Below are 23,151 nucleotides of genomic sequence, written 5' to 3'. Positions count from 1 at the left end.
TCAGTCTTTGGGAGCGCGGCCTTTCAGCACGGGCATCTCGGGCGGCTCTTCCATGACGGACTTGATCCGGCCGTTCTTCTGGATCTCGGTGCCGACGCCGCCGCGCCCCGTGACCCGGTACTTGACGACCGAGATGTTCTTCTTCGCGCCGCGGTTCGTCTCGACGGTCAGGATGTCCCGGTCACCGGTGCTCGCCTTGAAGCCGATGAGTCGGTCTTCCTTCGCCACCTTGATGAGGCGGACGCCCTTGCCGGGCCCCGAGAGATAGTTCACCTCGGCGGCCGGGCAGACGACGGCGCGACAGCGCTCCGTGACCGCGAGGATGATCTCCGAACCGTGGATCGGCGTCATGCCCACGACCTTGTCTCCGGAGGAGGGGCGTGCGTAGCGGCGACCCGAGCGCGTCGAAGGCTCGATGTACTTGTCGAGGCCGAAGCGCAGTGCGTTGCCGTCGCTCGTGGCCGCGAATCCGTGATAGAGCGGGCAGACGTCGGGCTTCTTCGGATCCTCGTGGATGCTCGCGGGGAGCGCGCGCGGATCGAAGGACATCACCGTGATGATCTGCTCGCCGTCCTTCAGCTTGAAGAGCTTCTGGATGGGTTCGCCGAAACCGGTGGAGGAAGGCAAATCCGCAAAACGCGCCGTATAGCACGTTCCGAGCGAAGAGAAGAAGCCGACGGTCGCGCGGGTCGAGCCCGCCACGCAGGCGAGCACGCTGTCGCCGTCGCGGATCCGCGACTTCGCGGGCTCCTTGATCTCGCGCTGGCGCTTGACCCAGCCGTCTTTGGTGACGAGCAGGTGCGTGTCCTCGGCGACGATGAAGTCCTCTTCCGAGTACTCCACTTCCTCCTCGGGCAGCTCGATGATCGTCCGGCGCTTGGCTTCCTTGGCCTTGCCGAACTCGTTCAAGATCGCCTCCAGCTCCTCGCGCACGATGCCCCAGCGGCCCGAGTTTCGCGTGTCGCTGTCGTCCTCGTCGAGCAGCGCGCGGATCTCGTTCGCGCGCACCACCTTGCCCTCGAGCTCCTCGTTGACGAGGTTGATCTCGAGCCTGGCGAGGCGGTAGAGCTTGAGCTCCAGGATCGCGTCCGTTTGCTCGGCGTCGAGCTGCTTGAACCGCTTCTGGATCTTCGCCGCAGCGTCCGCCTTGCCATCCGACGCGCGGATGATGCGGATGATCTCGTCGAGCGCATCGAAGACGAGCGCGAAGCCCTCCAGGATGTGAATCCGCTTCTCGAGGACGCCGAGCTCCGTCTCCAGCCTGCGCGTGACAACGCGGAGGCGGAAGTGGAGGAAGTGCCACAGGATCTCCTTGAGCCCGAGGCGCGCCGGCGCACCGACGGCCGGGTTCTCGGTCGGGATCAGGCAGGTCAGGTTGTAGCTGTAGTTGACCTGGAGGCTCGTGTGCTTGTAGAGGTACGCGAGGACCTTCTGCTGGTCCGCGTCCTTCTTGAGCGTGAGCTCGATCCGGATGTCATCGGTGGACAGGTCCTGGACGTCGAGGAGCAGCGCCATCTTGCGCTGGACGACGATCTGGGCGATCTGCTCCACCAGCGTCGCCTTGTTGACGGCGTAGGGGACCTCGGTGATGACGAGCGTCTTCGTCGTGCGGGTCGCGAGCTTGCGATCGATCGCGGTGATGCCGCGGACCTTGATCGAGCCGGAGCCGGTCTTGTAGATCTCACGGAGCGCCTCGCGGCTCGCGAGCACCTGGCCACCCGTCGGGAAGTCCGGTCCCTGGATCGCGTCGTTGGCGACCAGCTGGTAGTCCTTGATCTCGGGATCGGCGAGGACCTTGAGGCAGGCTTTCAGCGTCTCGCCGAGGTTGTGTGGCGGGATGTTCGTCGCCATGCCGACCGCGATACCGGTGCCGCCGTTGACCAGCAAATTCGGGTAGCGGGCCGGCAGGACGACGGGCTCCTCGTTCGTACCATCGTAGTTCGGACGGAAGGGAACGGTGCCGTTCTTGATGTCGTCGAGAAGCGGCCCGGCCAGCGGAGCGAGACGGCACTCGGTATAGCGGTACGCGGCCGCCGAATCCCCGTCGATCGAGCCGAAGTTGCCGTGGCCGTCGACGAGGCGATGGCGCATCGCCCAGGGCTGAGCGAGGCGCACGAGGGCGTCGTAGAGCGCTGTGTCGCCGTGGGGGTGGAAGTCGCGCAGAGCGGAGCCGACGACGCCGGCGCACTTGCGCGGCTTGGCGTCCGGCATGAGCCGCTCGCGGAACATCGTGTACAGGATGCGCCGTTGCACGGGCTTGAGGCCGTCGCGCACGTCGGGCAGCGCTCGGCTCGTGATCACCGAGAGCGAGTAGTTCAAGTAGCGCGCTTGCGCGGCCTCGTGCAGTGGCACGGCTTCCTCGCCGTCTCCGGAGACACCGTCGCCCGAGGCACCACCTCCGCCTGCCCCGCCGCCCGAGTGGCTGCCGGAACTTCCGCCTCCGCCCGTCGGCACATCCTCGAAGAGAGAATCACGCGCGCCTGCGGCACGCTTCTCGGAGGTAGTCTTCTTCGACGTCTTCTTCTTCAGAGACGAACGGGTTTGCGCCACGAAATTCGGAACCCTGCGGGTCGATCGATGTCCAACCGGCGGACACTCCTGCACGCGCACCTGCGCCACGCCCCTCGGCGACCCCCGGACCGGCACGATAGGGCGCGCGCTTGGCGCATACAACCGATCCGGCGGAGTACGCGCTGACTATTCGGCGAAGTGGACGCGATGGCCACCAGGGTGGCCCTGCGAGAAGGCGCTTTCCTCGTTTCGCTGGGTGAAGCGCCCCGTGGATCTTCCGGGCGTGCCGGCAGATCTCCCAGGAGTGAAGGTCGCCGCGTCGAGGATCGCAACCAGGTGCAGGGCGAGCGCGAAGAGCCCGGGCAGGATCAGGAACCAGAGGGAGTAGCCGATCCAGGTGCCCAGGAAGAGCACCAGCGCGCTTGCGAATCGGCCCTGGATGAGCTGGCCGAGGCCCGGCGCGAAGAACGAGGCGAGAGCGGCGATCACGTTGCCCGCCGAGCCCGTGGAGGCGGGCGCATCAGTGGGCGTTCGGTAGAGGCTGAAGGAAACCATCGCCGTCTTGTTCTCCTTGCGGCGGGTCGCATTTCATCTCGTTCACAGAATTGGGCCGGCGGGCTGGCTCTATGCGGCGATCTGCCACGCCAGGTAGGCCAGCCCCGCCAGGAAGATCGCGGGACCGGAGCTCAGGCAGCCCGCCTTCAGGTAGCGCTGCTGGAGCGAACCTGCGCACTCCGGGCAAACCCGCGGGAGAGGTGCCTCCAGCTTGATTCCGCAGTGGGGGCAGTGATTTTGATCGATCAGTCTGGGCATTTTGTCACAGGTGGACGGGTTCCGGGAGCAGATCCTTCGCGCACAGGTCGGCGAGCGCGGCCCGGCGCTGGAACTCACGCAGGCTCGGCGCCATCGCGGGGCCCGGGTCGTAGCTGCACTCTTCGGCGAGATAGGAGAGGCACTGGGCTTCCGGCAGGCGCCAGGTCTCGGCAGCCTCCCGGGCGAGCGCCGGGATCGCGCTCCGGCCATTTTCGCGCGCGCGGCGGAAGGCCTCCAGGTGGGGTTCGATGTCGACGTCCTCCGCCACGATCCAGGCCGCGAAAACGAACGGCATCCCGGTCCGCTTCCGCCACTCCTCGCTCGGGTTCCACGCCGGAGCGTCGATGGTGAGGGTCTCCCGCAGCGCCGCGTCCCCGATCCGCAGCCAGGCGTCCGCGCCTTTCGCCTCGCGAGGATCGGCGCCGAGCGGTACCTCGATGAACTCCGGCGCGCCGCCCTCCCGTTCGTAGAGGAGTGAGCGCGTGAGCGCGGCGGCTGCCCGGCTCGCCGGGTCCATCGCGATCGACGCGGCCTCCTGGATCGGCTTGCGCAGGAACACCTGGACGCTCCCCACGTAGCCGTTGCCTGCCACCCCGATCCCGTCGATGTACCGGTAGCCCGGGCGCCGGAAGAGTTCGATCGAAGAGACGAGCGCGACGTCGATCTCTCCGCCTCTCAGCCGCTCGATCAAACGGGCCGGAACGTCGTGCTCCAGCGTGATGCCGGGCTCTCGGCCCAGGCCATGGTCCAGGGGCCTTCCGACGAGGTAGGGAACGCTCCCGACGCGGAGCTCAGAGGAGGACGCACTCATGGGGGTGATCATCGGTCGGTCGGCCCTCGATTTCGCCTCAGAAAGGAGGAGACCCGCGGAGAACGATGGAACCGCGCGGCGAGCGGTAACCGCCCCTCGGCCCGATCGTCGTCTGGATTGGATGGCGCTCGACTCCCGCACCCGCGAGAGGAGGCCTCCGATTCCTGGACTCCAGCAGTCGAACCCGCCCCGCCCCGGGGCTTCGAACGATGACGATGATGCCTCTCCTGTCGCTTCCCCTGTGCGCGCTGACTGCATTCACCTGGGCGGGTGCCCTTCTGCACGGGCCCGGAGGTTCGACGGGCTCGAATCCCTGGGACCGCACCGCGGCGGGCCTTCCATGCACCCTGCTTCCGTCCCGTCAGGCCGTGGCGGAGGCGGCGTTCGGCCAGCGCGGAGAGTTCGGCGCGGCGGTCGCGATCACGGTGCGCGAGGTGAGGGCGAATCTTCCGGGTGAGCGGCTCGGTGAGCGGCTCGGTGGCCGACTCTGCGCCGTGGGGTCGCCTCAAGCGATGGAGGCCGGGAGCCCCCGTGGAGGTGTGCGGCTGTTCTCCGTGGGAGCGTTGGGTCCGTCCACGGGCGTATGCGCTTCCGCCGTCCGGGGGACGCTGCGCCCCGGGGATCTCTCCGCGCACTCGCGCTTCGGTGCTGCTCTTGCGTTTCACGGTACCGACCTTCTCGCCGTGGGGGCGCCGGGAGCCGACTCCGCCGCGGGATCGCGCGCGGGACTCGTGCGCCTCTACCGGGTCGGCTCCGTCGGAGACCCGGGTCCGCTCCCGATCCTCCAGCTGGTCGAGCTCCATCCACCAGGGAGCGCGGATGGGGCGGCCTTCGGCCATTCGCTGGCCTTCCGCGCGGACGGCCTCCAGATCGCCGTCGGGGCACCCATGGCGCGGTCGACGTCGGGCGCGGCGTTCGCCGGACGCGTGCACGTGTTCGATCGCTCTGGCGGAGAGTGGTCCCTGCGTTTCAGCGTGGAGTCGCCTCAGCCGGGCGTGGCGGCGACGTTCGGTCAGTCGCTCGCTTGGGCCGGAGAGATGCTCATCGTGGGGGCGCCCGGCGATGGTGCGATCGCACCGGCGGCCGGGCGGGTCTTCGGCTTCCACGGAGTGGGGCTCGATGCTGGGCGCCTCGCGTGGGACCTGGGGGCGCCCGCTGGAACCGATGGCGCCGCCGGGCTCCGCTATGGCGAGTCGATCGCCGCCATCGATACCACGACCTTCGCGGTGGGGGGCTGGGGCAGGGCGATCGTCGAGGTGTTTCGGCTCTCGAGCACCGGCGAGCCCATTCACCAGGCTCTTCTCACGGGCGATCCGACCGAGGGCTTCGGGCTGCGCGTCGCTGGCGCTGCAGACCGGCTCTTCGTGGGAGCGCCGTTCGCCGCGGGGGATCTCGGCCAGGTGAGCGCGGGGCGAGTGGAGGTCTTCCAGCGATCCTCCATTGGATGGCAGCGCGCTGGCGCCCTGCAGGGCTCATGCCCGAATGCGGGCGCCGAATTTGGAGTCGCGATCGCCGCCGCGTCGGAGTTCGACGGAACCGGCGCGGCAGGGGAGGTGCGAGTGATCGTGGGGGAGCCGGGATCCAGCGCCGCCTGCCTTGGCCAGGGCGGGTGTGCGGCGGGCGCGGCTCGGGTGGACTGAAGCGATGCGCGCAGCGCTGACCGCAGCCTACCGCTCCGCGAGCTTGACGCTCTTCGTCAGCGTCCGGCCCGCGCGCCAGAGGGTGATCTCGATCGTGTCCTCGGGGTCTGCCTCGATGAGCGCGTTGAAGTACGTCTGGGTTCCGCGGATCTCGTTGTCGCCTAGCTTGAGGATGATGTCGCCCGCACGGATCCCTGCGCGAGCTGCGGGCGTGTTGGCGATGGAGTCCTTGACCTTGACGCGGCTGAACCCGTCGTAGCCGCTGCGGCGATCTTCTTCGAGGGTCCGCTCGACGAGGTAGCTGCGGACCGTCTGCACGCCGAGGTAAGCGCGCCGCACGCGGCCGTGTTCGACGATATCGTCGATGACGCGTCGGACCATCGAGGCGGGGATGGCGAAGGCCAGCCCTCCGTCGTTGTTGGACTCGAGCCCGACGGCGACGGTGATCCCGATCGCGCGGCCTTGGACGTCGACGAGGGGCCCGCCGCTGTTGCCCGGGTTGATCGCGGCGTCGGTCTGGATGTAGTTTTCGTACTCGGCGATGTCGAGGTTGGAGCGGCCGTGGCCGTTCACGACGCCGAGGGTGACGGTGTGCCCCAGGCTGAGCGGGTTGCCCACGGCGAGGACCAGTTCGCCCACGGGCGGGAGTTCGGTCCGCAGCGGCATCGGGCGCAGGGGAAGACCGTTCGGGGACGGGATAGGACCTTCGAGCTGGAGCAGAGCGAGGTCGACGGAGTCGTCGGAGCCGAGGAGCTTGGCGGGCGCTTTGGAGCCATCGGTGAAGACGATCTCGAAGCGAGTTCCGCCGTCCACCACATGGTGGTTGGTCACGATCTGACCGTCATCGGAGACGACCACGCCCGAGCCTTCCTGGTGGGGGCGCCAGCTGTCCCGGCGCTGGCGATAGGAGCGGATCTGGACCACCGATTGGGCTGCTTCCGCCGACGCGGCCTGAAAAGCCAGCGAGACCTGCTCGGCGGCCGCGCGTGGATCCAGGGGATCTGAGGCGGCTCGTTCCTGGGAAGCAGGGCCCGGTTCGAGGATGGAAGTCTGCCTGCCTGCTCCGAAGGCTGCGGCCAGAAGGGCGGCGAGGGCCGGGATCTTCCACCCCATTGCCGGGCTCGGAGCGGGGCGGGCGCCTCCATTCGAGATGCGACGATTTGTCATTGGTCGGAGCTGGGTGGACGGGGGAGGCAGGCCGGGGGCCGCACGTTTGCGCCTCTGGCTCACCTGTTTATAGCGCAGGAAGTCCGGTTGGATGCGGTCCTTCGGATTCCCCTCACAATGGCTTACTATCGTCGTACCACAGAAACCGCCTTGGGACCGCTACCATGAGCCGGAAGGGAGATGGATCCTCAGGACCATTTCTCCGCAGAAATCAAGCCTCCCGCGTCACAAGCCGTCAGGCTTGTGGAACGAGAAGGTCGAAGTACCCGTTACTTCGATTCGTCGCCATCGGCAGCGTCCCTGACGTTGCTGTTTCTCAAAAACAGACCATCCCGGGTTTCGCCGGGGTGCTCGGCCAGGGCTCCCCGCCCATGCAGAGCGCCTCGATCCGTTACCTTGGCCCTCGATTCGAAAGCACCGCTTTCTCACTGACCTCTTTTGACCATGAACAAACTTCTCCAAGGCCTCGCCGCTCTTGCACTCGCCCTCGGGCTGGGCGCTTCGCCGCTGATGGCCCAAGACTGTGCTGCGACCAGCGCGGCCAAGACTTCCTGCTCCGCGCAGCAGGCCAAGGCCACGACCGTTGCCCAGAAAGCGGACGCCGGTGGCTGCTGTGCTTCCAAGGCGAAGGCCGCGACCGTTGCTGCCAAGGCCGACGACAAGGCGAGCTGCGGCTCGACTTGCCCGACGACCAAGGCCCAGGTCGTTGCCAAGAAGGCCGACGGCGGATGCTGCGCTTCGACCGCGAAGGCTGCGGTCGCTTCGGTGAAAGCCGACGGCGAGTGCTGCGCCACGAAGGCGAAGGCCGCCACGGTTGCCGCGAAGAAGGACGGCGAGTGCTGCGCCTCGACCGCGAAAGCCGCTGTCGCTTCGGTGAAGGCCGACGGCGAGTGCTGCGCCACGGAGGCGAAGGCCGCCACGGTTGCCACGAAGAAGGAAGGCGAGTGCTGCTCCAGCGCCGCCAAGGCATCTGTCGTTGCCGCGAAGCCCCTTGCCGAGTGTGACGGTGAGCGTTGCGCCACGAAGGCCACGACGGTCGCCGTCAAGAAAGAGAGCGAGTGCTGCGCCACCGACGCCAAGAAGGCTTCGGTCGTCTCGGTGAAAGCCGAGGGCGAGTGCTGCGCCACGAAGGCGAAGGCCGCCACGGTCGCCACGAAGAAAGAAGGCGAGTGCTGCTCCAGCGCCGCCAAGGCTTCGGTCGTTTCGGTGAAAGCCGAGGGCGAGTGCTGCGCCACGAAGGCGAAGGCTGCCACGGTCGCCACGAAGAAAGAAGGCGAGTGCTGCTCCAGCGCCGCCAAGGCTTCTGTCGTTGCCGCAAAGCCCCTTGCCGAGTGTGACGGTGAGCGTTGCGCCACGAAGGCCACGACGGTCGCCGTCAAGAAAGAGAGTGAGTGCTGCGCCACCGACGCCAAGAAGGCTTCGGTCGTCTCGGTGAAAGCCGAGGGCGAGTGCTGCGCCACGAAGGCGAAGGCCGCCACGGTCGCCACGAAGAAAGATGGCGAGTGCTGCTCCAGCGCCGCCAAGGCTTCGGTCGTTTCGGTGAAAGCCGAGGGCGAGTGCTGCGCCACGAAGGCGAAGGCCGCCACGGTCGCCACGAAGAAAGAAGGCGATTGCTGCTCTAGCACCACCAAGAAGGCTGCCACCGTCTCGACGAAGTCGGGCAAGTGCTGCGACGCCGTGAAGGCCCAGACCGTTTCCCAGAAGGTCCAGGACTGATTCGTCTCCCTCGGGAACGCTGAACCCGCCCGGTTCTGCGCCCTGGAGAATGCGCGAGGGCCCGACTCTTTTTCGAGAGTCGGGCCCTCGCTGCATCACGGGGACCTCCGGACGCGGCTATCCTCTTCGCCCCGTGCATCCCTCGATCTTCGAATCCCCGCCTCTCTCCAGCTACGCACTGCTCGACTCGGGCGGCGCGGAAAAGCTCGAACGGTTCGGTCCCGTGCTGCTGCGGCGGCCCGATCCCCAGGCCCTCTGGCGCCCGCGCCTGAGTCCCGGTGCCTGGGATGCGGCCGATCTCTCCTTCGTCCGGGAGTCCGACCGCGGAGGCCGCTGGGAGGCGCGCCAGGGGGCCGCGCGTGAGGCCCGCGGGGAGTCGCCGTCCTGGAAGATCCGCGAGGGTGACGCGACGTTCCTCGTGCGCCCGACGCCGTTCAAGCACGTGGGACTCTTCCCTGAGCAGGCCTCGAACTGGGCCGCGATCGAGGCCCTGCGAGCCGAATTCGAAGCGGCGGGCGAGTCCCGGCCGAGGCTCCTCAATCTCTTCGGCTACACGGGAGCCGCCAGCGTGCTCGCCGCCAAGGCCGGCTGGGACGTCACCCACGTCGATGCCTCCAAGACCGCCATCACCTGGACGGTCGACAACGCGGAGGCGAGCGGGCTGGGCCGCACCAGCATGCGCGTGATCTGCGAGGACGCCATGCGCTTCGCACGGCGCGAGGCGCGGCGTGGATCCAGCTATCACGCCGTGCTTCTGGATCCGCCGCACTATGGTCGCGGGCCCAAGGGTGAGGTCTGGCAGCTCGAGGATCACCTCGCCGAGCTCGTGGAGACCGCGGGCGCGATCGCAGCACCGACGTCGATGATCATCCTCTCCACGTATGCGGTCGGCTATTCGCCGCTGGCCTTCCAGAACCTCTTCGCGGACCTCGGCGCCGGCACGACCCACGCAGGAGAACTCGCCATCCCTGAAGCCCCCTCCGATGCCAGTCTGGCGCCGCGCTTCTTGCCCGCCGGATTCTGCGCACGCTGGGCACGGGGCTGCGGCCACGACCGATGAAGCTAGAGGTTCTGCACGTCTGCAATCATGTCCTGTGCGTGAACAAGCCCCCCGGCCTGCCCGTCGTCCCGGATAGCTCGGAGGACGACAGCCTGTTCGACCTCGCGAAAGCCTGGATCAAGCGCGAGTACCAGAAGCCCGGCGACGTGTTTCTCGGTGTGGTTCACCGGCTCGATCGACCGGTGAGCGGCGTCGTGTGTTTCGCCAGGACGAGCAAGGGCGCGGCGCGATTGGGGGCGTCTTTCCGTGAGAAGACCGCGCAGAAGTCCTACATGGCGATCACGTCGGGTCCGAAGCCGTCGGGGCTGGCCGATGCGGGCGTCGTCGAGCACTGGTTGCTCAAGGATCCGTCGCGCAACATGGTGAAGGTCGTCCCGGAAGGAACGCCGGGTGCGAAGCTGGCGCGCTCCGAGTACCGCTTCACGGATGGCCGGAACCGCGTAGAACTCAGCCCGGTCACCGGCCGATCACACCAGCTTCGCGTCGCGCTGGCGAGCCTCGGCACGCCGATCCTCGGCGACCTGAAGTACGGCGCGGATCGGCCTCTCCCCGACAAGAGCATCGCCCTTCACGCGCGACGCCTCGTCGTGCCGCATCCGACGCGGGACGAGGTCGTGGACGTGACCGCGCCGCTGCCCTCGAACGGCGTCTGGTAGGAGCCGAGCCCGCGGCGACTGCGATCAGCGGGACGCGATCTCGATCGTCTGCTGCACGACTCGCTTGACCATGCCGAGCGCCCGCTCATCGGTGAGCTTGCCGCCTGGCCCGAAGGCCTCGTGGGCCTTGCCGAGCCCGAACTGGGTCGGCACGACGTGCACGCCGATGTTGGCCAGTAGATTCCGTAGCTGTGGCAGCATGCGGATTCCTCCGAGCGCGCCAGGAGACGCGGCAAAGAGCCCGCAGGCCTTGCCGCTGAAGGCAGCGAGCGGCGCCTCTTCAGGCGCGGGGCGGCTGGCCCAGTCGATCACGTTCTTCACGAGCGCGGGGTAGGCCGAGTTGTACTCGGGCGAGCTGATCAGGAAGCCGTCGGCGGCCTTGAGCTTCGCCTTGAACGTCGCGGCGTTCTCGGGGGTCCCGGCTGCTTCGAGATCCTCGTCGAAAATCGGCATCGGGAGAGCGCCGAGGTCGATCACCTCCACGTCCGCTCCCTGGGCACGCGCTTCCTCGGCGGCCGCGTGGATGAGCTTGACGTTCCAGGATCCCGTGCGGTGAGAACCGGCAAAGGCAACGAGTTTCGGTTTGGCTTGGGGCATGCCGCGAAGTCTGGCAGACCCCGCGGCAAACCGCAAATCGTCGGGCGCTACTGGAAGACGATCTCGTAGCCGTCGGCGAAATTGCTGGTGGGTCCGGCCGCCGACACGTCCCTGAACCAGGCCGTGAAGTCCCAGGTCTCGCCCGCCTGTGCGGCGACGAAGCCCGTCGGCGTGGGCAGCGAGGTGAGGTCGAGGGCCAGCGACATCGCGCCGGCGGTGCCGGTGTTCTGGATCTGCCCTGGCCCGACGAAGCGTCCGATGGCGCCGGAGAGGCAGAGGTTGCCCGCGCTGCCTGCCGGATTCTGCACGAAGCCGCGCATGCGGCTCGTGAGAAAGAAGCCGAAGGAGAACTGGGGCATGCGCGAGGCGGTCAACGTGACGTCGTTGCTCGCCACGAAAGGGCTGCCCGTGGCGCCCATGCTGGCGGCGAGGCCCGTCGAGTTCGCGTTCGCCATGCAGTAATTGAGGGTGAAGCCGCCGCCCGGCCCGATGATCTGGATTCCATTCAGAACGCCGCTGTCGAGCATTCCGCCGGGCGTGCCCGCCTGGAGCTCCAGGGTGCCGCCGATGACTGTCACACGGTGGAGCGAGTAGGTCTGGCCGAGCGCGTGGGCGCCGGGCCAGCCCGCGCCGATCTGCTGTGGGGGATCGAGCGACTGCGTCACCTCGATCACCGTCTGGAGTCCGGAGAGGCTCGGGTCCGATGCGTAGGTGTAGACGTCGTACTCGCCATCGTCGAGCCCTTCGAACGTCCAGGTCGAGTTCTGGTTCAGGTTCGGCGTGATGTGGAAGTCTTCCATCAGCCGCTGATCGTCGCCCGGCGTCATGACGCCGGGGAAGACGTTGAACGTCGAGGTCGCGTCGGAGCGCAGGGTCACGGTGGAGCTTTGACCCAGAAGGTCCACCAGCGGCGCGGCGGTGAAGCTGGGAAGAAACGCGTTCCACGTCCCTGGCTGACCGGCAGCGGCCCCATAGGTGTCGCTGGGGATCCCGGCAAAGAACGCGAGGTTCATGCCGATATCGACGTTGAAGGACTGGGCGAGGGCGCTCGGGGCGAGCGTGAGCGCGAGCGCGAGCGCGCCGGCGGAGATCAGGGACAGCGGGGACTTCATGGGAGGCTGGTCGTGGGGGAAGGACGTCGGGTCCATCCTACCTGGAGGGCCGAGGACTCGCTGGAGCCCTCTTTGTTCGGCCTCTCCTGCCGAATCGCTGTCACACTTCCGGTCGCGGAGCCATGGACGGGGGAACCTCTCGAACCACGATCCCATGACCTCATCCCAGCTAGAGACCCTCCTCGTCGAACGCCACTGGCTCATCGGCCTTTCCCGTCACCTCGTCGCCGGCATCGACGAGCCCGAGGACGTCGTCCAGGAAACCTATCTGCGCGCGCTTCGGCGCGAGGACGGGCTGCCGACGGAGCGGCCGCGCGGCTGGCTCGCGAAGACCGCGCGTCACGTGAGCCAGGAGTCGAAGCGCGGCGCCGTTCATCGGGTGGCACGCGAGCGAGAGGTGGCGACGCGAGAGTCGAACGCGGCGGCGGCGCCTGACGAGATCCTCGCGCACGCCGAGTTCCGGAGCCGCGTGGCAGTCGCGGTGATGGCGCTGGAGGAATCCCAGCGGCTCTGCCTCGTGATGCGCTACTACGAGGGCCTCACCACGGCCGAGATCGCGAAGCGCATGGAGGTCGACCCGGCCACGGTGCGCCAGCGGATCAGCCGCGGGCTCGCGCGCCTTCGGACGATGCTCGACGCCGAGAGCGAAGAGCGGTCGTGGGTGCTCCCTGCGCTTGCGCTGGCGGCCCGGTCCGGATTGGCAGGCAAGGGAAGCAATGCGCTGTCGGCGGCGGTGCTGGTTCCGCTGCTCGTTGCCGCAGTGGCGGCGATCGGCTACCTCACGCTGGGGCCCGGGGAAGCGGCTACCGCTTCGGCGCCGGCGGGTCCCGAGCTGGCAGCGGTCGCACCGGCCCGGGAACCCGGGTGGCCCGACGCACTGACGATGCCAGAGAACTCGGTGACCGAGGGCCGACGCGTCGCGTCCCTGGTGAGTCCGCCTGCCGTCGCGCACGAGATCCAGGTTCGTCTCGTGAGCGGGGAAGAGCGCGAGCCGGTGCCCGGCGTGCGCTGGCTCGTGATCCGGACGGGCGCGTCGGACCGTGGGCGACTGGAGGGGCTCGGTCCGGAGGAGCCGAACCCGAAGCCGATCGCCGAGGGCGTGACCGCCGAAGACGGAGTCGCGAGCTTTGCGATCCCCGAAGATCCGCTGGTGCACTTCGTGACGCTCGGTACCGAGAGCCACGCGCGCGGATCTCTGCCTCTTCTGGTCGAGGAGGCGATCGACGCTCCCGTGGAGTTTCTGCTTCCCGAGGGCCAGACGGCGGTCGGCCGCGTCATGGACGAGAACGGCAGGCCGGTGACCGACTGTGTGATCATCGGCCGGAACTTCTACGACGAGTACGAGATCCTGGCGCGCCCGGAGACGAGCGGCATCTTCGAGGTGGCGCATCAGGCTTCGTTCCCGCGTGGCTTCGTGCTCGACAAGGACGGCCGGCCCATGGCTGGCCGCAGCGACGCAGTGTTGATCTGGGCGGTGCCGTCGGAGCTCTGGACGAAGACGCTGCGGAACCCCTGGGCGGGACAGTACGGCGGCATCGGTTTCCCGGGCGTGGACGCGGAGCCGGTCATCAAGGACATCGTTCTCGGCTCGCCGATCCACGTCGCGGGCCGCGTGGTCGACCAGCTTGGAGAGCCAATCGAAGGGGCGCTCGTATCGACGGCCTTCGATCGCGTGGCGCAGGCCAAGGGCCGTCGGGCGCAAGGCAAGCCTCGGCCGCTTCCATGGAGTCCCGGAGGAGCTCTGGCGCACGAAGAGGCGTTGACGGAGGCGGACGGTTCCTTCGAGCTGCTTCTCCGCGGGACGGACTACGACCTGGCGGCCGTGGCGCCATCGGGCGGGTCAGCTTCCATGCGGCTCGACTACCTGAAGCCGGGGGCGACCCACACGCCCGTGGAGTTCGCGATCCGCGAGGAGGAAGCGGTCGAGCTGATGCTGGTGGACCCGGCTCGGCCGGGCGGTGAGCTCTGGCGATCCGGAGACGGCGAACTGGCCGTGGTGATCCTTCCGGACATCCCGGCGGGCCAGCGAGTCGCCAGTCCGGACCACGTCCAGCCGAAGGTCCGGGAGTCGGGCCTCGTGCGGGTGAACGCGCAGATGTTCGGAGGCAGCCTGGTCCCCGGGGTTGTCCTGGTTCCGGGCTATGCGCCCGCGCGCGTCGACTTCGGATCGGGCGAGCGATCGCGAAAGGTGGAGCTCGTTCGCCTGCCCGTGGCCCACGCGACGTTCCTGGCGGACGGCGAGGAGTTTGCGGGTACCGCCCATGTCGCGGTGAGTTCGACCGAGCCGTCCCGGGATTGGAAGGGCGAGTACTCGATGACGGTCTTCTTCGGATCGCCGTTCGACCATCATTCCCAGGTGGCGCTCGGGCTGCCGCTCAACGAGCCGGTGGAGTTCTCCTGGGGCCGTACGGAGCGCGTCTGGATTCAGGTGAAGCCCCAGGCGTCGCAGGCGGAAACGGGGCTGCCGCTGCTGGTCTTCGGGCCCTTCACGGATCCTGCGCTCCCATTGACGCTCGATCTCACGTCGGCATTGGCCGAGGAACGGACCCGAAGCCCCGCGGCGCCAGTTGGCGCACTGCTGGACACGAGAGCGGCTACGGTCGACCTCCGTGTGGTGGCAGCGGAGGACGGTTCGCCCATCCAGGATGCGGTCCTGCGGGCCCGTGACGAGGATGTCGTTCAGGGGGGGGCCGCAAGTGTCCATGGTAAGTCCCGGGAAGACGGCCAGCTCCACGCGATTGCATCGGCGGGCGTGGGGAACTGGAAGCTGACGGCGGAAGGGCGGCGCGCTGTCGAACTCGATCCGCTCGTGATCGGTCCGGCGGATCAGATCGACCTCGGGGAGATCGCGCTGGAGCGCCTCGACAGCCTGGAGGGGCAGCTCGTCCAGGGAACGGGCGAGCCGCTCGCCGAGCGGCGCTGGATCCACTACGAGGACCCAGAGCTCGGAACGTTGAGCGCGCGCTCCCAGGAGGACGGCACCTTCGTCCTGTTCCATTCGGGGGTTCCGCCGACAAGAATTCACGTTCAGGGACCGGATGGCGCCCACCACGCCAGCATCGAGGTACCTGTCGAGCCCGCCAGCGAGACCTCGGTTACACCGGGCTCGGTCCGCTGCACCGTTCCACCCTGGAAGCGCGTGGAAGTGGCTGTGACGGGCCTCAACGAAGTGTGGGGAACGATGAACACGACGCTGCTGGCGGAGCGAGCGGACGGTGCCAAGGTCCCATTGACACGTGCGGGCCGCGTCGGCGACCGAACGATCTTCAGCGCCCTGCTCCCCGCAGGGGAATGGAGCCTCATCAAAGGCCCACTCATCCAAGTGCCGACCCAACGCTTCGAACTGACGACGACCCCCTCCAAAGACCCCATCCACCTGGAAACAAAGGCGACTCCAGTACCCTGACCGCCTCCAAGCGACACAAACGGACCAGGTGCATCCGTTCCGGAACAAACGGACCAGGTGCATCCATTCCGGAACAAACGGACCAGGTCCGTTCGTTCCGGAATGGATGCACCTGGTCCGTTTGTTCCGGAACGGATGGACCTGGTCCGTTTGTGTCGCTTTCGCGCGCCATGTCGCTGGTGGGCACGGGGTGGGTGACGGGTTTGTCAGGGAGGGGGTGGGTGGGGGGGGATCGGGGGGAGCGGCCTTCGGGGATTCGGTTTATGATCTCTGGCGACGATCGCTGCGGCATCCGCGACCCGACCTTCCCATGACGACCGATTTTCGATCACTCTGGCTGGCCTTGCCCCTGGGGCTCTTGGCTTCGTGCGCCTCGATGATGGCTGGCACCGAGTCCACCATCCTCCTGACTTCGACCCCCACCGGTGCAGCTGTGGTGACTTCGGCGGGCGATCAAGTTCTGACGCCCTGCGAGCTGACCCTTCGCAACGGAGAAGAGGTCGAGCTGAGCGCGACGCACCCGGATTGCCCCGGCGAGGTTCGCGTGGCGACCAGCGTCCCCGACCTGTCTCGCTGGTGCGCAGGCAACGTCCTCATGATCGGGAGCGTTGCCTGCATGATGTCCGACGTGGCCAACCCGGACGCCTACGTCCACAAGCACAACCTGCACTTCGACTTCACCAGCTCCGTCCAGGAACAAACAGCGAAAGACCTGGCCGAGAAAGTGGCTCGACTGAAAAAGCGCCGCAGCTACGGCGGCACTCTTCGGTAGCCGACTTCCTCCTGCTCCCCTGGCAGGTTCCGCGGTAGATTCGTGCACCATGAGAAAAGACGTCCTCCTCATCTCACTCCTCCTGAGCCCCCTGGTCTTCGGTCTGGTGGGCTGCCGCATGCATCGAACTCGCATGCGCATGGTCGAAGCGGACCCCCAGATCAGAGCCTCGGTCTGGGACACGCTCCGGAGCCTCGAGGGGCGCTGGACCTCGGTCACCCCCTTCGGCGAAGGCGAGCACGTCTTCGAAGTGACCTCCATGGGCTCGGTGATCCGTGAGATCATGTCGCCGGGGACGGAAGCGGAGATGACGAACATGTACACGCTGAGCGGCAACGACGTGGCGATGACCCATTACTGCGGGGCGGGGAACCAGCCCTACATGCGCGCGTCCGGCCTCGACGGCCATCGCCTGGAGTTCAAGTGCGTCCGCGTCGGCGATCTCAAAAGCCCTGGCGAGAGCTACATGGGGGACATGACCCTCGTCTTCATCGACGAGGACCACATCGAGCAGCACTGGACCTCGATCCAGGGCCAGGAGCGAACGGACGTCGCCGCCTTCAAGCTCACGCGGGTGAAATAGTCATCGATCTTTGCCACGAAAGAAGCGCGCACGGGAAGGACTCTTCCCGTGCGCGCTTCTTTCGTGATCGCGAATCCGCGACTTCAGCGCATCTACTGGATGGCCGCCACGCCCGCCTCGGCGACGGTATGGTCGTTCTCGACCGAACTGCCCGAGACCCCGATCGCGCCGATGATCTCGCCGGCGGCGTTCTTGATCGGTATCCCGCCCGGGAACGTGATCAAACCGCCATTCGAGTGCTCGATGTTGTAGAGCGAGCCGCCTGGCTGGGAGAGTCCGCCGATATCGCCCGTCGGCATATCGAAATAGCGTGCGGTGCGAGCCTTCTTCTGGGCAATGTCGATGGAGCCGAGCCAAGCGCTGTCCATCCGGGCGAAGGCCTTGAGGTTCGCGCCAGCGTCGACGACGGCGATGTTCATCTTGGTGCCGATCTCGATGGCTTTCTTCTCGGCGGCTTCAACGGCTTTACGGGCCTGTTCGAGCGTGATATCTGACATGCGGTTCTGGGGAGGATCGGTCGAAACGGAAGGGCTTTCGCGAAGATCCTATCGCCCCGAACGCTGCGAGCGGGAGCCCGGGCTTTCCCTTGTCAGCTCGCGCCGACCGTCGCCACGGGCGCAGCCGCGCCCACGCGCGCCAGATTCTCGTCCGCGCTCCAGATCACGTTGTACAGAGTGTCACGTTCGACCGGGATGCGGCCCGCATCGCGGATCCACTGCACCAGCTCGTTTCGCTTCACTTCCTGCGGCGTCGTCGCGCCCGCCTCGTGGTAGATCTTCTCCTCCACGACCGTGCCGTCCACGTCGTCCGAGCCGAACGACAGCGCCATCTGCGCGACCGGGATCGACAGCATGATCCAGTACGCCTTGATGTGGTCGATATTGTCGAGCAGCAGTCGGCTCACCGCGATTTCGCGCAGCTCGTCCATGGCCGTCGGCCCGGGCAGATGGCTCCACTCGGTGTTCGCCGGGTGGAAGCTCAGCGGAATGTACGTCTGGAAGCCCCCCGTCTCGTCCTGGAGCTTGCGCAGGCGATCGTGGTGATCGACGCGCTCCTCGATGGTCTCGATGTGCCCATGCAGCATCGTACAATTCGAGCGCAGGCCCGCCTCGTGCACGGTGCGCGCGGTGTCGAGCCACTCGGTACCCGTGTTCTTCTTGTCGTACCCGAGGTCACGCACGCGGTCACTGAACACCTCCGCGCCGCCGCCCGGACAGGACCCGAGCCCGGCTTCGATGAGTTCCGGCAACACCTCGGCCAGAGGCTTCTTCGCGCGCCGAGCGATCTGCATCAGCTCGATCATCGTGAACGCCTTGATGTGAATCGAAGGGCGCACTTCCTTGGCCGCGCGCAGGATGTCGAGGTAGTACTCGTACGGCAGCTTCGGGTAGATCCCGGCGACCATGTGCACCTCGGTCACCGGCTCGTGCAGCTGCGCCGCGATCTTCTCGGCGACCTCCTCCGGCTTCATCACGTAGGCGCCTTCCTGGCCCGGCAGGCGCTGGAACGCGCAGAACCTGCACAGCTTGTTGCACACGTTCGTGTAGTTGATGTGCTGGTTGACGTTGAAGTACGTCAGGTCGCCGTGCTTCTCTTCGCGCACCCAGTTCGCGAGCGCGCCGACCGCGTGCAGGTCCGCGTGGTAGAGCCGCACGCCGTCCTCGCGGGAGAGCCGCTGGCCCTGGAAAACCTTCTCCGCGATGTCGCCGATGCCGGCGGCTGCGGCCATGGATCCGAGCGTGGTCATCATGCCTTCACCGCCGCGTCTTCGCGCGTTGCAGGGAACACGGGCTCTTCGCATCGCTCGTCGACGATGCCGTACCAGGAGTTGCGCTGACGCGGCGTGAAGCCCGCCGTCTGGATCAGGTGCTCGACCTTCTGGACCGACTCGAGGTTGAAGCAGCCCGCCGCCGAAACGACGTTCTCCTCGATCATCGTTCCGCCGAAGTCATTGGCGCCGAAGCGCAGGCTCATCTGGCCCATTTTCATGCCCTGGGTCACGTAGCTCGTCTGGATGTTCTGGACGTTGTCGAGGAAGATCCGGCTGAGCGCCTGCACGCGCAGGTATACGGCGGGCGTGGCCTTCTCCGGATAGTCCTGTTCCTGGGGCACGCCATCGGGCTGGCACGTCCACGAGATGAACGCGGTGAAGCCGCCCGTCTCGTCCTGGAGGTCGCGCACGCGCACGAGGTGCTCGACGCGCTCGGCCGCGGTCTCGACGTGGCCGAACATCATCGTCGCGGAGGAGCGCAGCCCCGCCTCGTGGATCTTGCGATGCACGTCGAGCCAGCGATCCGTCGTCGTCTTCTTCGGCGCGATGATCTTGCGCACGCGCTCCACCAGCATTTCTGCGCCCGCACCCGGCACGCTGCCGAGGCCCGCATCCTTGAGGTCGCGAAGCACGTCCTCGACGGGCCGCTTTTCGTAGTGGCTGAAGTGGTCGATCTCGGGCGCCGACAGCGCGTGGCTGTTGACGTTCGGGAAGCGCTCGCGCAGATCGCTGATCAGCTGGCCCCACCAGTCCGAAAGGACGCGCGGGTGATGGCCGCCTTGCATGAGCACCTGGCGGCCGCCAAGATCACTGAGCTCCTTGACCTTGCCGTAGATCTCGTCGCGGGACAGCACGTAGGCGTCGACGTCGCCGGGCGAGCGATAGAACGCACAGAACCCGCAGTCCGTGAGGCAGACGTTCGTGGGGTTGATGTTCCGGTCGATGATGTAGGTGACGACCCCGCTCGGGTGCTTGCGCAGACGCACCAGGTCCGCGAGGCGGCCCAGCGTCAGAAGATCCGCGCGTTCATGGAGCACGAGCGCGTCCTCCGCCGTGATGCGCTCGCCGTCTTCCACGAGCGCCGCAATCCGGGCGACCTCACGGTCCCCTGCATGGGCATGGGCGAGGGGGGCCCGCCAGTCCTGGGGGCGGCGGCCGGAAGGTGTGTCGAAGCGCTCGAGGCCGGCGCTGGAGCCCGCGTCTTTCGTCTGGATCATGGCGGAGAGATCCTAGGCGATACACAGGCCTTTCGAACCGGTAGATCGCGACCTCTTGGGGCGGGCCGTGAACTCCTGTGCGGCCCCGGGACGCAAGTCCCTACGAACCCCCGCCAGCAGGGTTCGGGCGGCGTAGACTGGAGCCCTCCGGCCCGGCACCGATGCCCGTCCGGTCTCACCCCCGATCTCCTTCCCCAGCCCCAAGAATCTCCATGTGGATCCCTGCCACGGCAGCCCTGCTCCTCCTCGGAGGAGCCGCTGCCTCACCCCGGCCTGCACCGCCTGCTTTCCAGGCGGTGACGAGCTCGGAAGCCGACCTGGAAGCCGCCTTCATCGCGCTCGAAGACGAGTACACCGAGGCGTACAACGCGTGGCGCACGGCCTATTCGGAGGCGAACGCGGCCTACCGTGCTGCCGCCGCAGAGAACCCTGACCTGGCGTTCGAAGCGCCGGAGCGGGTCGAGCCTTCGTTCTTCCCACGGTTCGATCGTCTGGCGGCTGCGGGCGTCGGCAAGGCTCAGCTCTGGTGCCTGGCGAACTACTCCTCTTTGGCGGCCGGGTCGGAGGAGGCGGCGGAGCAGAAGCGTGACTTCGCCCGCCGCGTCATGGGTCTGCTGATGAACCCCGACGCGAATCACGCGGCTCTGCCACGGATCATCTCCAGCACCAGCAGCTCACGACCGGATTCGCTGCTCTCCATCGAGGAGGGCCGCGCCATGCTGACGCTCATCGAAACGACCGCCTCGAGCGAGGCGGCCCGGAGCGCCTCGGCCTACGCTCTGGCGGGCATGCCCGCCCCAGAAGGCGTCGACGAGGAGACCGCGGCAGGCCAGAAGCTCGCCGCCATGCGAGCCCTCGCCGAGCGCTACCCGGAGACCCGGGAAGCCAAGCGCGCGGGCGGCTTCGTCTTCCAGCAGGAGAACCTCCAGATCGGCATGATCGCCCCGGACATCATTGGCAAGGACGTGGACGGCCACGACATGAAGCTGAGCGACTTCCGCGGCAAGGTCACCGTCATCGACTTCTGGGGATTCTGGTGACCCCCCTGCCGTGCGATGATTCCGCACGAAAGGACGCTCGTGAAGCGTCTGCAAGACCAGCCTTTCGCCCTGGTGGGCATCAACAGCGACAACGAAGAGCGCTATCGCAAGGAGCGCGTCGAGATGGAGGTCACCTGGCCGAGCTTCTTCGACGGCGGCGCGACCGGTGGACCGATCGCCAGCCAGTGGGGAGTGACCGGATGGCCCACGATCTACGTCCTCGATCACGAGGGCAGGATCCGCTTCAAGGGCGTGCGAAACGAGGCGATGGACCGCGCTGTGGACACCCTGCTCGCCGAGATGAAAGGGGCCCCTCTTCCGGAGTCGGAAGCGGCGAAGCCCGAGAAGTCGACCGGAGAGTCCATTCCTGCGGCCCGTCTGATTCCGCCCGCCAAGAAGAAGTCGGGCCTGTGAAACGCAAGGCGCCCCCGGCGCGATCCTCGATGGATCGCGCCGGGGGCTCTCTCTCCCTCTTCCGCGCCCGACGTCTGTCATCGCCGGGCGTGGAAGTCTCGGGGTGTCCACGTCCTCAGGGCGTGAAGGTCACGGCCAGGGCGCTCGACAGGTTGAAGTTCGAGCCGCAGGGGCCACCGATGTCGCGGTAGAAGGTCTGGAAGTTCCAGCTCGATCCCGGGAGGATGTGGCCCGGTGGCGGGTTGTTCGCGACCGTGTAGGCCGCGAGGCCGCCGCCGACCGACCCGGTACCGGCGCCCGTCGAGAACGGCGGGAAGCGGTAGAGGGGCCCAGCGAGGCACAGCAGACCGTTGCCGACCGTCACCGGCGGGACCGAGCCTGGACCCATGAACGTGATGGCGAAGGTGCCCGGGACCATCCCGGCCGTCGTCAGGACGAGGTTGTCGAGCCCGACGCTCGTCGAGCCGCTACCCGTCATGAAAGCGCCGGTCGACGCCACGTTGAGACAGCCGGTCGTGGGGGAGGCGTTGCCGCAGGGGCTCGAGGGCAGCGGGCAGAAGCAGAAGGGCGTGCCGATCACGACCGGCGCCTCGCACGAGTCCGGAACGCCATTCATGTTCGCGTCGAGCGCCGTGCCGATCGCGATGTCGACGGCGTCCTCGATGCCGTTGCCGTTGCAGTCGAGCAGCGTCTGGTTCAAGGAGTCGAGGGCGTTGAGGTCATCCCCGTGCGGCAAGCTCGATGAGCGGCGGGTGAGGAGACCGAGCTGCTCCGCCGGAACGAAGATGCCCGGCAGGAACGCGCCGCCTCCCATGGGCGGCGGCATCAGGATGTCGCCCTCTTCGATCGGCATGCCGAAGTGGCTGTCGGGCTGGCCGATGATCGCCGACCCGCGACGAACCGAGAACAGGAGCATGTCCGACCCGCCGGTGACCCAGTCGTAGAGACCGAAGGACGGATCGTAGACGCCGTTGCCGTTGTCCCAGAGGATCAGGGCATCGAGGTCGTCGCTGTCGGGGCCGCCGACGAGGTCGAGGCCGAGCGCAATGGCGGGGGCGTAGACCGCCGGAACTCCGATCGCCGTCGCGCGCAGGACGTCACCGCCGACGAAGCCGTTGGCCGCCGCGGACCCGGAGTGCGCCAGGCCTTCGAGGGGATCCACGAAGCCCGCGTCGAGGCTGTAGTAGAGGCCGCTGAACGTTGCGTCCGCGTATTCGATGGCGTCCTTGTTGTCGCCGGTCTCGAAGGGGCTCGCGTTCACCATGATCGGCTCGCGGAGCCCGACACCTGGGTACGCGTAGCCGCTGGTCGAAGGCAGGCCGTCACCGTCGATGACGCCGATGTTGCGGCCCGGGCTGAACGCTCCGACCGGTCCCGGAGGCATGTTCTGGATCGTCGTGAAGACGTCGGCGGCGGCCTCGCGGGCCATGGCCTCGGAGCGGACGTTGGGGAGCGGGCCGCCCCCGAAGCCGCGCGCGAACTCATCGACCGAGAACAAGATCTGGCCCGGCTCGATCTCCAGATTCGGCGGGAACGGTCGGTCGGCTCCCGTCGAGAACGCGTCGACCTCGACGATGCACGGCGTTCCGCCCGGGTGTCCGATGCAGATCGGCGGAAGCCCGAGGTTCGTGTCGTGGTTCCAGGTGACGTTCGGCGTCGGGAGCGGTCCCAGCATCGGGCGCGACGTGATCGTCTGCGGCCGGAGCATGTCGCCCTCCGTCATCGGAATCGTCGTGAACGGATCGGCCGCGCCCACGAGCGGGCTCTGCCAGTCCACGGAGAAGAAGTAGCGGCCCTGGGCCGCGCTGGACCCGGCGAGGATCAGGGCTCCCGAGGTGGCGAAGAAGAGGCGTGTGAGCATGGTG

At 67.5% G+C, this 23,151-nt stretch carries 18 protein-coding genes and 2 pseudogenes; 9 read left to right on the top strand and 11 right to left on the bottom strand.

Annotated elements, in window-relative coordinates:
- The 4 genes and pseudogenes from Poly30_RS20730 to Poly30_RS20715 all read right to left on the bottom strand — a co-directional run bounded on the left by Poly30_RS20730 (position 1) and on the right by Poly30_RS20715 (position 4,135).
- Positions 1 to 2,352, bottom strand: coding sequence for a DNA gyrase/topoisomerase IV subunit A (locus Poly30_RS20730; protein ID WP_419191382.1), 2,352 nt, complete (start codon positions 2,350 to 2,352; stop codon positions 1 to 3).
- A gap of 465 nt (positions 2,353 to 2,817) precedes the next feature.
- Positions 2,818 to 3,066: pseudogene (locus Poly30_RS20725) on the bottom strand (hypothetical protein); the annotation flags it as partial.
- A gap of 69 nt (positions 3,067 to 3,135) precedes the next feature.
- Positions 3,136 to 3,324, bottom strand: a complete 189-nt coding sequence (locus Poly30_RS20720; RefSeq protein WP_145201774.1) for a hypothetical protein — start codon at positions 3,322 to 3,324, stop codon at positions 3,136 to 3,138.
- A 4-nt stretch (positions 3,325 to 3,328) separates the two neighbouring features.
- On the bottom strand, positions 3,329 to 4,135 hold the full coding sequence (locus Poly30_RS20715) for a menaquinone biosynthesis protein (RefSeq protein ID WP_419190433.1): 807 nt from the start codon (positions 4,133 to 4,135) through the stop codon (positions 3,329 to 3,331).
- Between the two features lie 215 nt (positions 4,136 to 4,350).
- On the opposite strand from Poly30_RS20715, the gene Poly30_RS20710 reads away from it, so the two are divergent.
- Positions 4,351 to 5,775: a hypothetical protein gene (locus Poly30_RS20710; protein ID WP_145201768.1), complete on the top strand. Its 1,425-nt coding sequence runs from the start codon at positions 4,351 to 4,353 to the stop codon at positions 5,773 to 5,775.
- Between the two features lie 27 nt (positions 5,776 to 5,802).
- On the opposite strand, the gene Poly30_RS20705 is transcribed toward Poly30_RS20710, so the two are convergent.
- Entirely contained in the window at positions 5,803 to 6,888 is a 1,086-nt protein-coding gene (locus Poly30_RS20705) for a S1C family serine protease (RefSeq protein ID WP_419190432.1), read from the bottom strand.
- Between the two features lie 498 nt (positions 6,889 to 7,386).
- Here Poly30_RS20705 and Poly30_RS20700 point away from each other — a divergent pair, with 498 nt between their 5' ends.
- The 3 genes from Poly30_RS20700 to Poly30_RS20690 all read left to right on the top strand — a co-directional run bounded on the left by Poly30_RS20700 (position 7,387) and on the right by Poly30_RS20690 (position 10,374).
- On the top strand, positions 7,387 to 8,658 hold the full coding sequence (locus tag Poly30_RS20700) for a hypothetical protein (protein WP_145201761.1): 1,272 nt from the start codon (positions 7,387 to 7,389) through the stop codon (positions 8,656 to 8,658).
- 133 nt (positions 8,659 to 8,791) lie between these two features.
- Positions 8,792 to 9,718 (top strand): class I SAM-dependent rRNA methyltransferase, encoded by a 927-nt coding sequence (locus Poly30_RS20695; RefSeq protein WP_419190431.1) that lies wholly within the window; start codon positions 8,792 to 8,794, stop codon positions 9,716 to 9,718.
- Between the two features lie 38 nt (positions 9,719 to 9,756).
- Entirely contained in the window at positions 9,757 to 10,374 is a 618-nt protein-coding gene (locus Poly30_RS20690; RefSeq protein WP_419190430.1) for an RluA family pseudouridine synthase, read from the top strand.
- A gap of 24 nt (positions 10,375 to 10,398) precedes the next feature.
- On the opposite strand, the gene Poly30_RS20685 is transcribed toward Poly30_RS20690, so the two are convergent.
- Positions 10,399 to 10,971 (bottom strand): NADPH-dependent FMN reductase, encoded by a 573-nt coding sequence (locus Poly30_RS20685; RefSeq protein ID WP_145201752.1) that lies wholly within the window; start codon positions 10,969 to 10,971, stop codon positions 10,399 to 10,401.
- A gap of 47 nt (positions 10,972 to 11,018) precedes the next feature.
- A complete protein-coding gene (locus tag Poly30_RS20680; RefSeq protein ID WP_145201750.1) occupies positions 11,019 to 12,083 on the bottom strand; it encodes a hypothetical protein in 1,065 nt (354 codons plus the stop codon).
- Positions 12,084 to 12,237: 154 nt separating this feature from the next.
- On the opposite strand from Poly30_RS20680, the gene Poly30_RS20675 reads away from it, so the two are divergent.
- From Poly30_RS20675 to Poly30_RS20665, 3 genes are all read left to right on the top strand, one after another.
- Positions 12,238 to 15,489: a sigma-70 family RNA polymerase sigma factor gene (locus Poly30_RS20675; RefSeq protein ID WP_419190429.1), complete on the top strand. Its 3,252-nt coding sequence runs from the start codon at positions 12,238 to 12,240 to the stop codon at positions 15,487 to 15,489.
- Positions 15,490 to 15,799: 310 nt separating this feature from the next.
- Positions 15,800 to 16,261, top strand: coding sequence for a hypothetical protein (locus Poly30_RS20670; RefSeq protein ID WP_145201744.1), 462 nt, complete (start codon positions 15,800 to 15,802; stop codon positions 16,259 to 16,261).
- A 49-nt stretch (positions 16,262 to 16,310) separates the two neighbouring features.
- Complete coding sequence (locus tag Poly30_RS20665; protein WP_145201741.1) at positions 16,311 to 16,844, top strand: hypothetical protein; 534 nt, start codon at positions 16,311 to 16,313, stop codon at positions 16,842 to 16,844.
- A 92-nt stretch (positions 16,845 to 16,936) separates the two neighbouring features.
- Here the strand turns inward: Poly30_RS20665 and Poly30_RS20660 are convergent, their stop codons facing one another.
- The 3 genes from Poly30_RS20660 to mqnC all read right to left on the bottom strand — a co-directional run bounded on the left by Poly30_RS20660 (position 16,937) and on the right by mqnC (position 19,832).
- Positions 16,937 to 17,341, bottom strand: coding sequence for a GlcG/HbpS family heme-binding protein (locus Poly30_RS20660; protein WP_145201738.1), 405 nt, complete (start codon positions 17,339 to 17,341; stop codon positions 16,937 to 16,939).
- 92 nt (positions 17,342 to 17,433) lie between these two features.
- Positions 17,434 to 18,594, bottom strand: coding sequence for an aminofutalosine synthase MqnE (gene mqnE / locus Poly30_RS20655; protein WP_145201735.1), 1,161 nt, complete (start codon positions 18,592 to 18,594; stop codon positions 17,434 to 17,436).
- Positions 18,591 to 19,832, bottom strand: coding sequence for a cyclic dehypoxanthinyl futalosine synthase (gene mqnC, locus Poly30_RS20650; protein WP_145201732.1), 1,242 nt, complete (start codon positions 19,830 to 19,832; stop codon positions 18,591 to 18,593). Before mqnC ends, mqnE begins: the two co-directional genes overlap by 4 nt.
- A gap of 212 nt (positions 19,833 to 20,044) precedes the next feature.
- Between mqnC and Poly30_RS20645 the strand changes: the two genes are divergently transcribed.
- Positions 20,045 to 20,872 (top strand): peroxiredoxin family protein, encoded by an 828-nt coding sequence (locus Poly30_RS20645; RefSeq protein WP_145201729.1) that lies wholly within the window; start codon positions 20,045 to 20,047, stop codon positions 20,870 to 20,872.
- 12 nt (positions 20,873 to 20,884) lie between these two features.
- Positions 20,885 to 21,286 (top strand): annotated as a pseudogene (locus Poly30_RS20640) (TlpA family protein disulfide reductase); the annotation flags it as partial.
- Between the two features lie 115 nt (positions 21,287 to 21,401).
- On the opposite strand, the gene Poly30_RS20635 reads toward Poly30_RS20640, so the two are convergent.
- On the bottom strand, positions 21,402 to 23,147 hold the full coding sequence (locus Poly30_RS20635; RefSeq protein WP_145201723.1) for a hypothetical protein: 1,746 nt from the start codon (positions 23,145 to 23,147) through the stop codon (positions 21,402 to 21,404).
- Positions 23,148 to 23,151 lie beyond the last annotated feature (4 nt).

Source organism: Saltatorellus ferox, from assembly GCA_007751475.1.
Classification (GTDB): Bacteria; Planctomycetota; UBA1135; order UBA1135.
Note: the sequence above shows the minus strand (reverse complement) of the source record. Positions and strands in the feature narration are given on the sequence as shown.

Excerpts from the sequence above, each read along its gene's own strand:
- Poly30_RS20720 (WP_145201774.1), bottom strand. The coding sequence starts at position 3,324 with ATGCCCAGACTGATCGATCAAAATCACTGCCCCCACTGCGGAATCAAG.
- Poly30_RS20715 (WP_419190433.1), bottom strand. The coding sequence starts at position 4,135 with ATGAGTGCGTCCTCCTCTGAGCTCCGCGTCGGGAGCGTTCCCTACCTC.
- Poly30_RS20710 (WP_145201768.1), top strand. The coding sequence starts at position 4,351 with ATGATGCCTCTCCTGTCGCTTCCCCTGTGCGCGCTGACTGCATTCACC.
- Poly30_RS20705 (WP_419190432.1), bottom strand. The coding sequence starts at position 6,888 with ATGGGGTGGAAGATCCCGGCCCTCGCCGCCCTTCTGGCCGCAGCCTTC.
- Poly30_RS20700 (WP_145201761.1), top strand. The coding sequence starts at position 7,387 with ATGAACAAACTTCTCCAAGGCCTCGCCGCTCTTGCACTCGCCCTCGGG.
- Poly30_RS20685 (WP_145201752.1), bottom strand. The coding sequence starts at position 10,971 with ATGCCCCAAGCCAAACCGAAACTCGTTGCCTTTGCCGGTTCTCACCGC.
- Poly30_RS20680 (WP_145201750.1), bottom strand. The coding sequence starts at position 12,083 with ATGAAGTCCCCGCTGTCCCTGATCTCCGCCGGCGCGCTCGCGCTCGCG.
- Poly30_RS20675 (WP_419190429.1), top strand. The coding sequence starts at position 12,238 with ATGACCTCATCCCAGCTAGAGACCCTCCTCGTCGAACGCCACTGGCTC.
- Poly30_RS20670 (WP_145201744.1), top strand. The coding sequence starts at position 15,800 with ATGACGACCGATTTTCGATCACTCTGGCTGGCCTTGCCCCTGGGGCTC.
- Poly30_RS20665 (WP_145201741.1), top strand. The coding sequence starts at position 16,311 with ATGAGAAAAGACGTCCTCCTCATCTCACTCCTCCTGAGCCCCCTGGTC.
- Poly30_RS20660 (WP_145201738.1), bottom strand. The coding sequence starts at position 17,341 with ATGTCAGATATCACGCTCGAACAGGCCCGTAAAGCCGTTGAAGCCGCC.
- mqnE (WP_145201735.1), bottom strand. The coding sequence starts at position 18,594 with ATGATGACCACGCTCGGATCCATGGCCGCAGCCGCCGGCATCGGCGAC.
- mqnC (WP_145201732.1), bottom strand. The coding sequence starts at position 19,832 with ATGATCCAGACGAAAGACGCGGGCTCCAGCGCCGGCCTCGAGCGCTTC.
- Poly30_RS20645 (WP_145201729.1), top strand. The coding sequence starts at position 20,045 with ATGTGGATCCCTGCCACGGCAGCCCTGCTCCTCCTCGGAGGAGCCGCT.
- Poly30_RS20635 (WP_145201723.1), bottom strand. The coding sequence starts at position 23,147 with ATGCTCACACGCCTCTTCTTCGCCACCTCGGGAGCCCTGATCCTCGCC.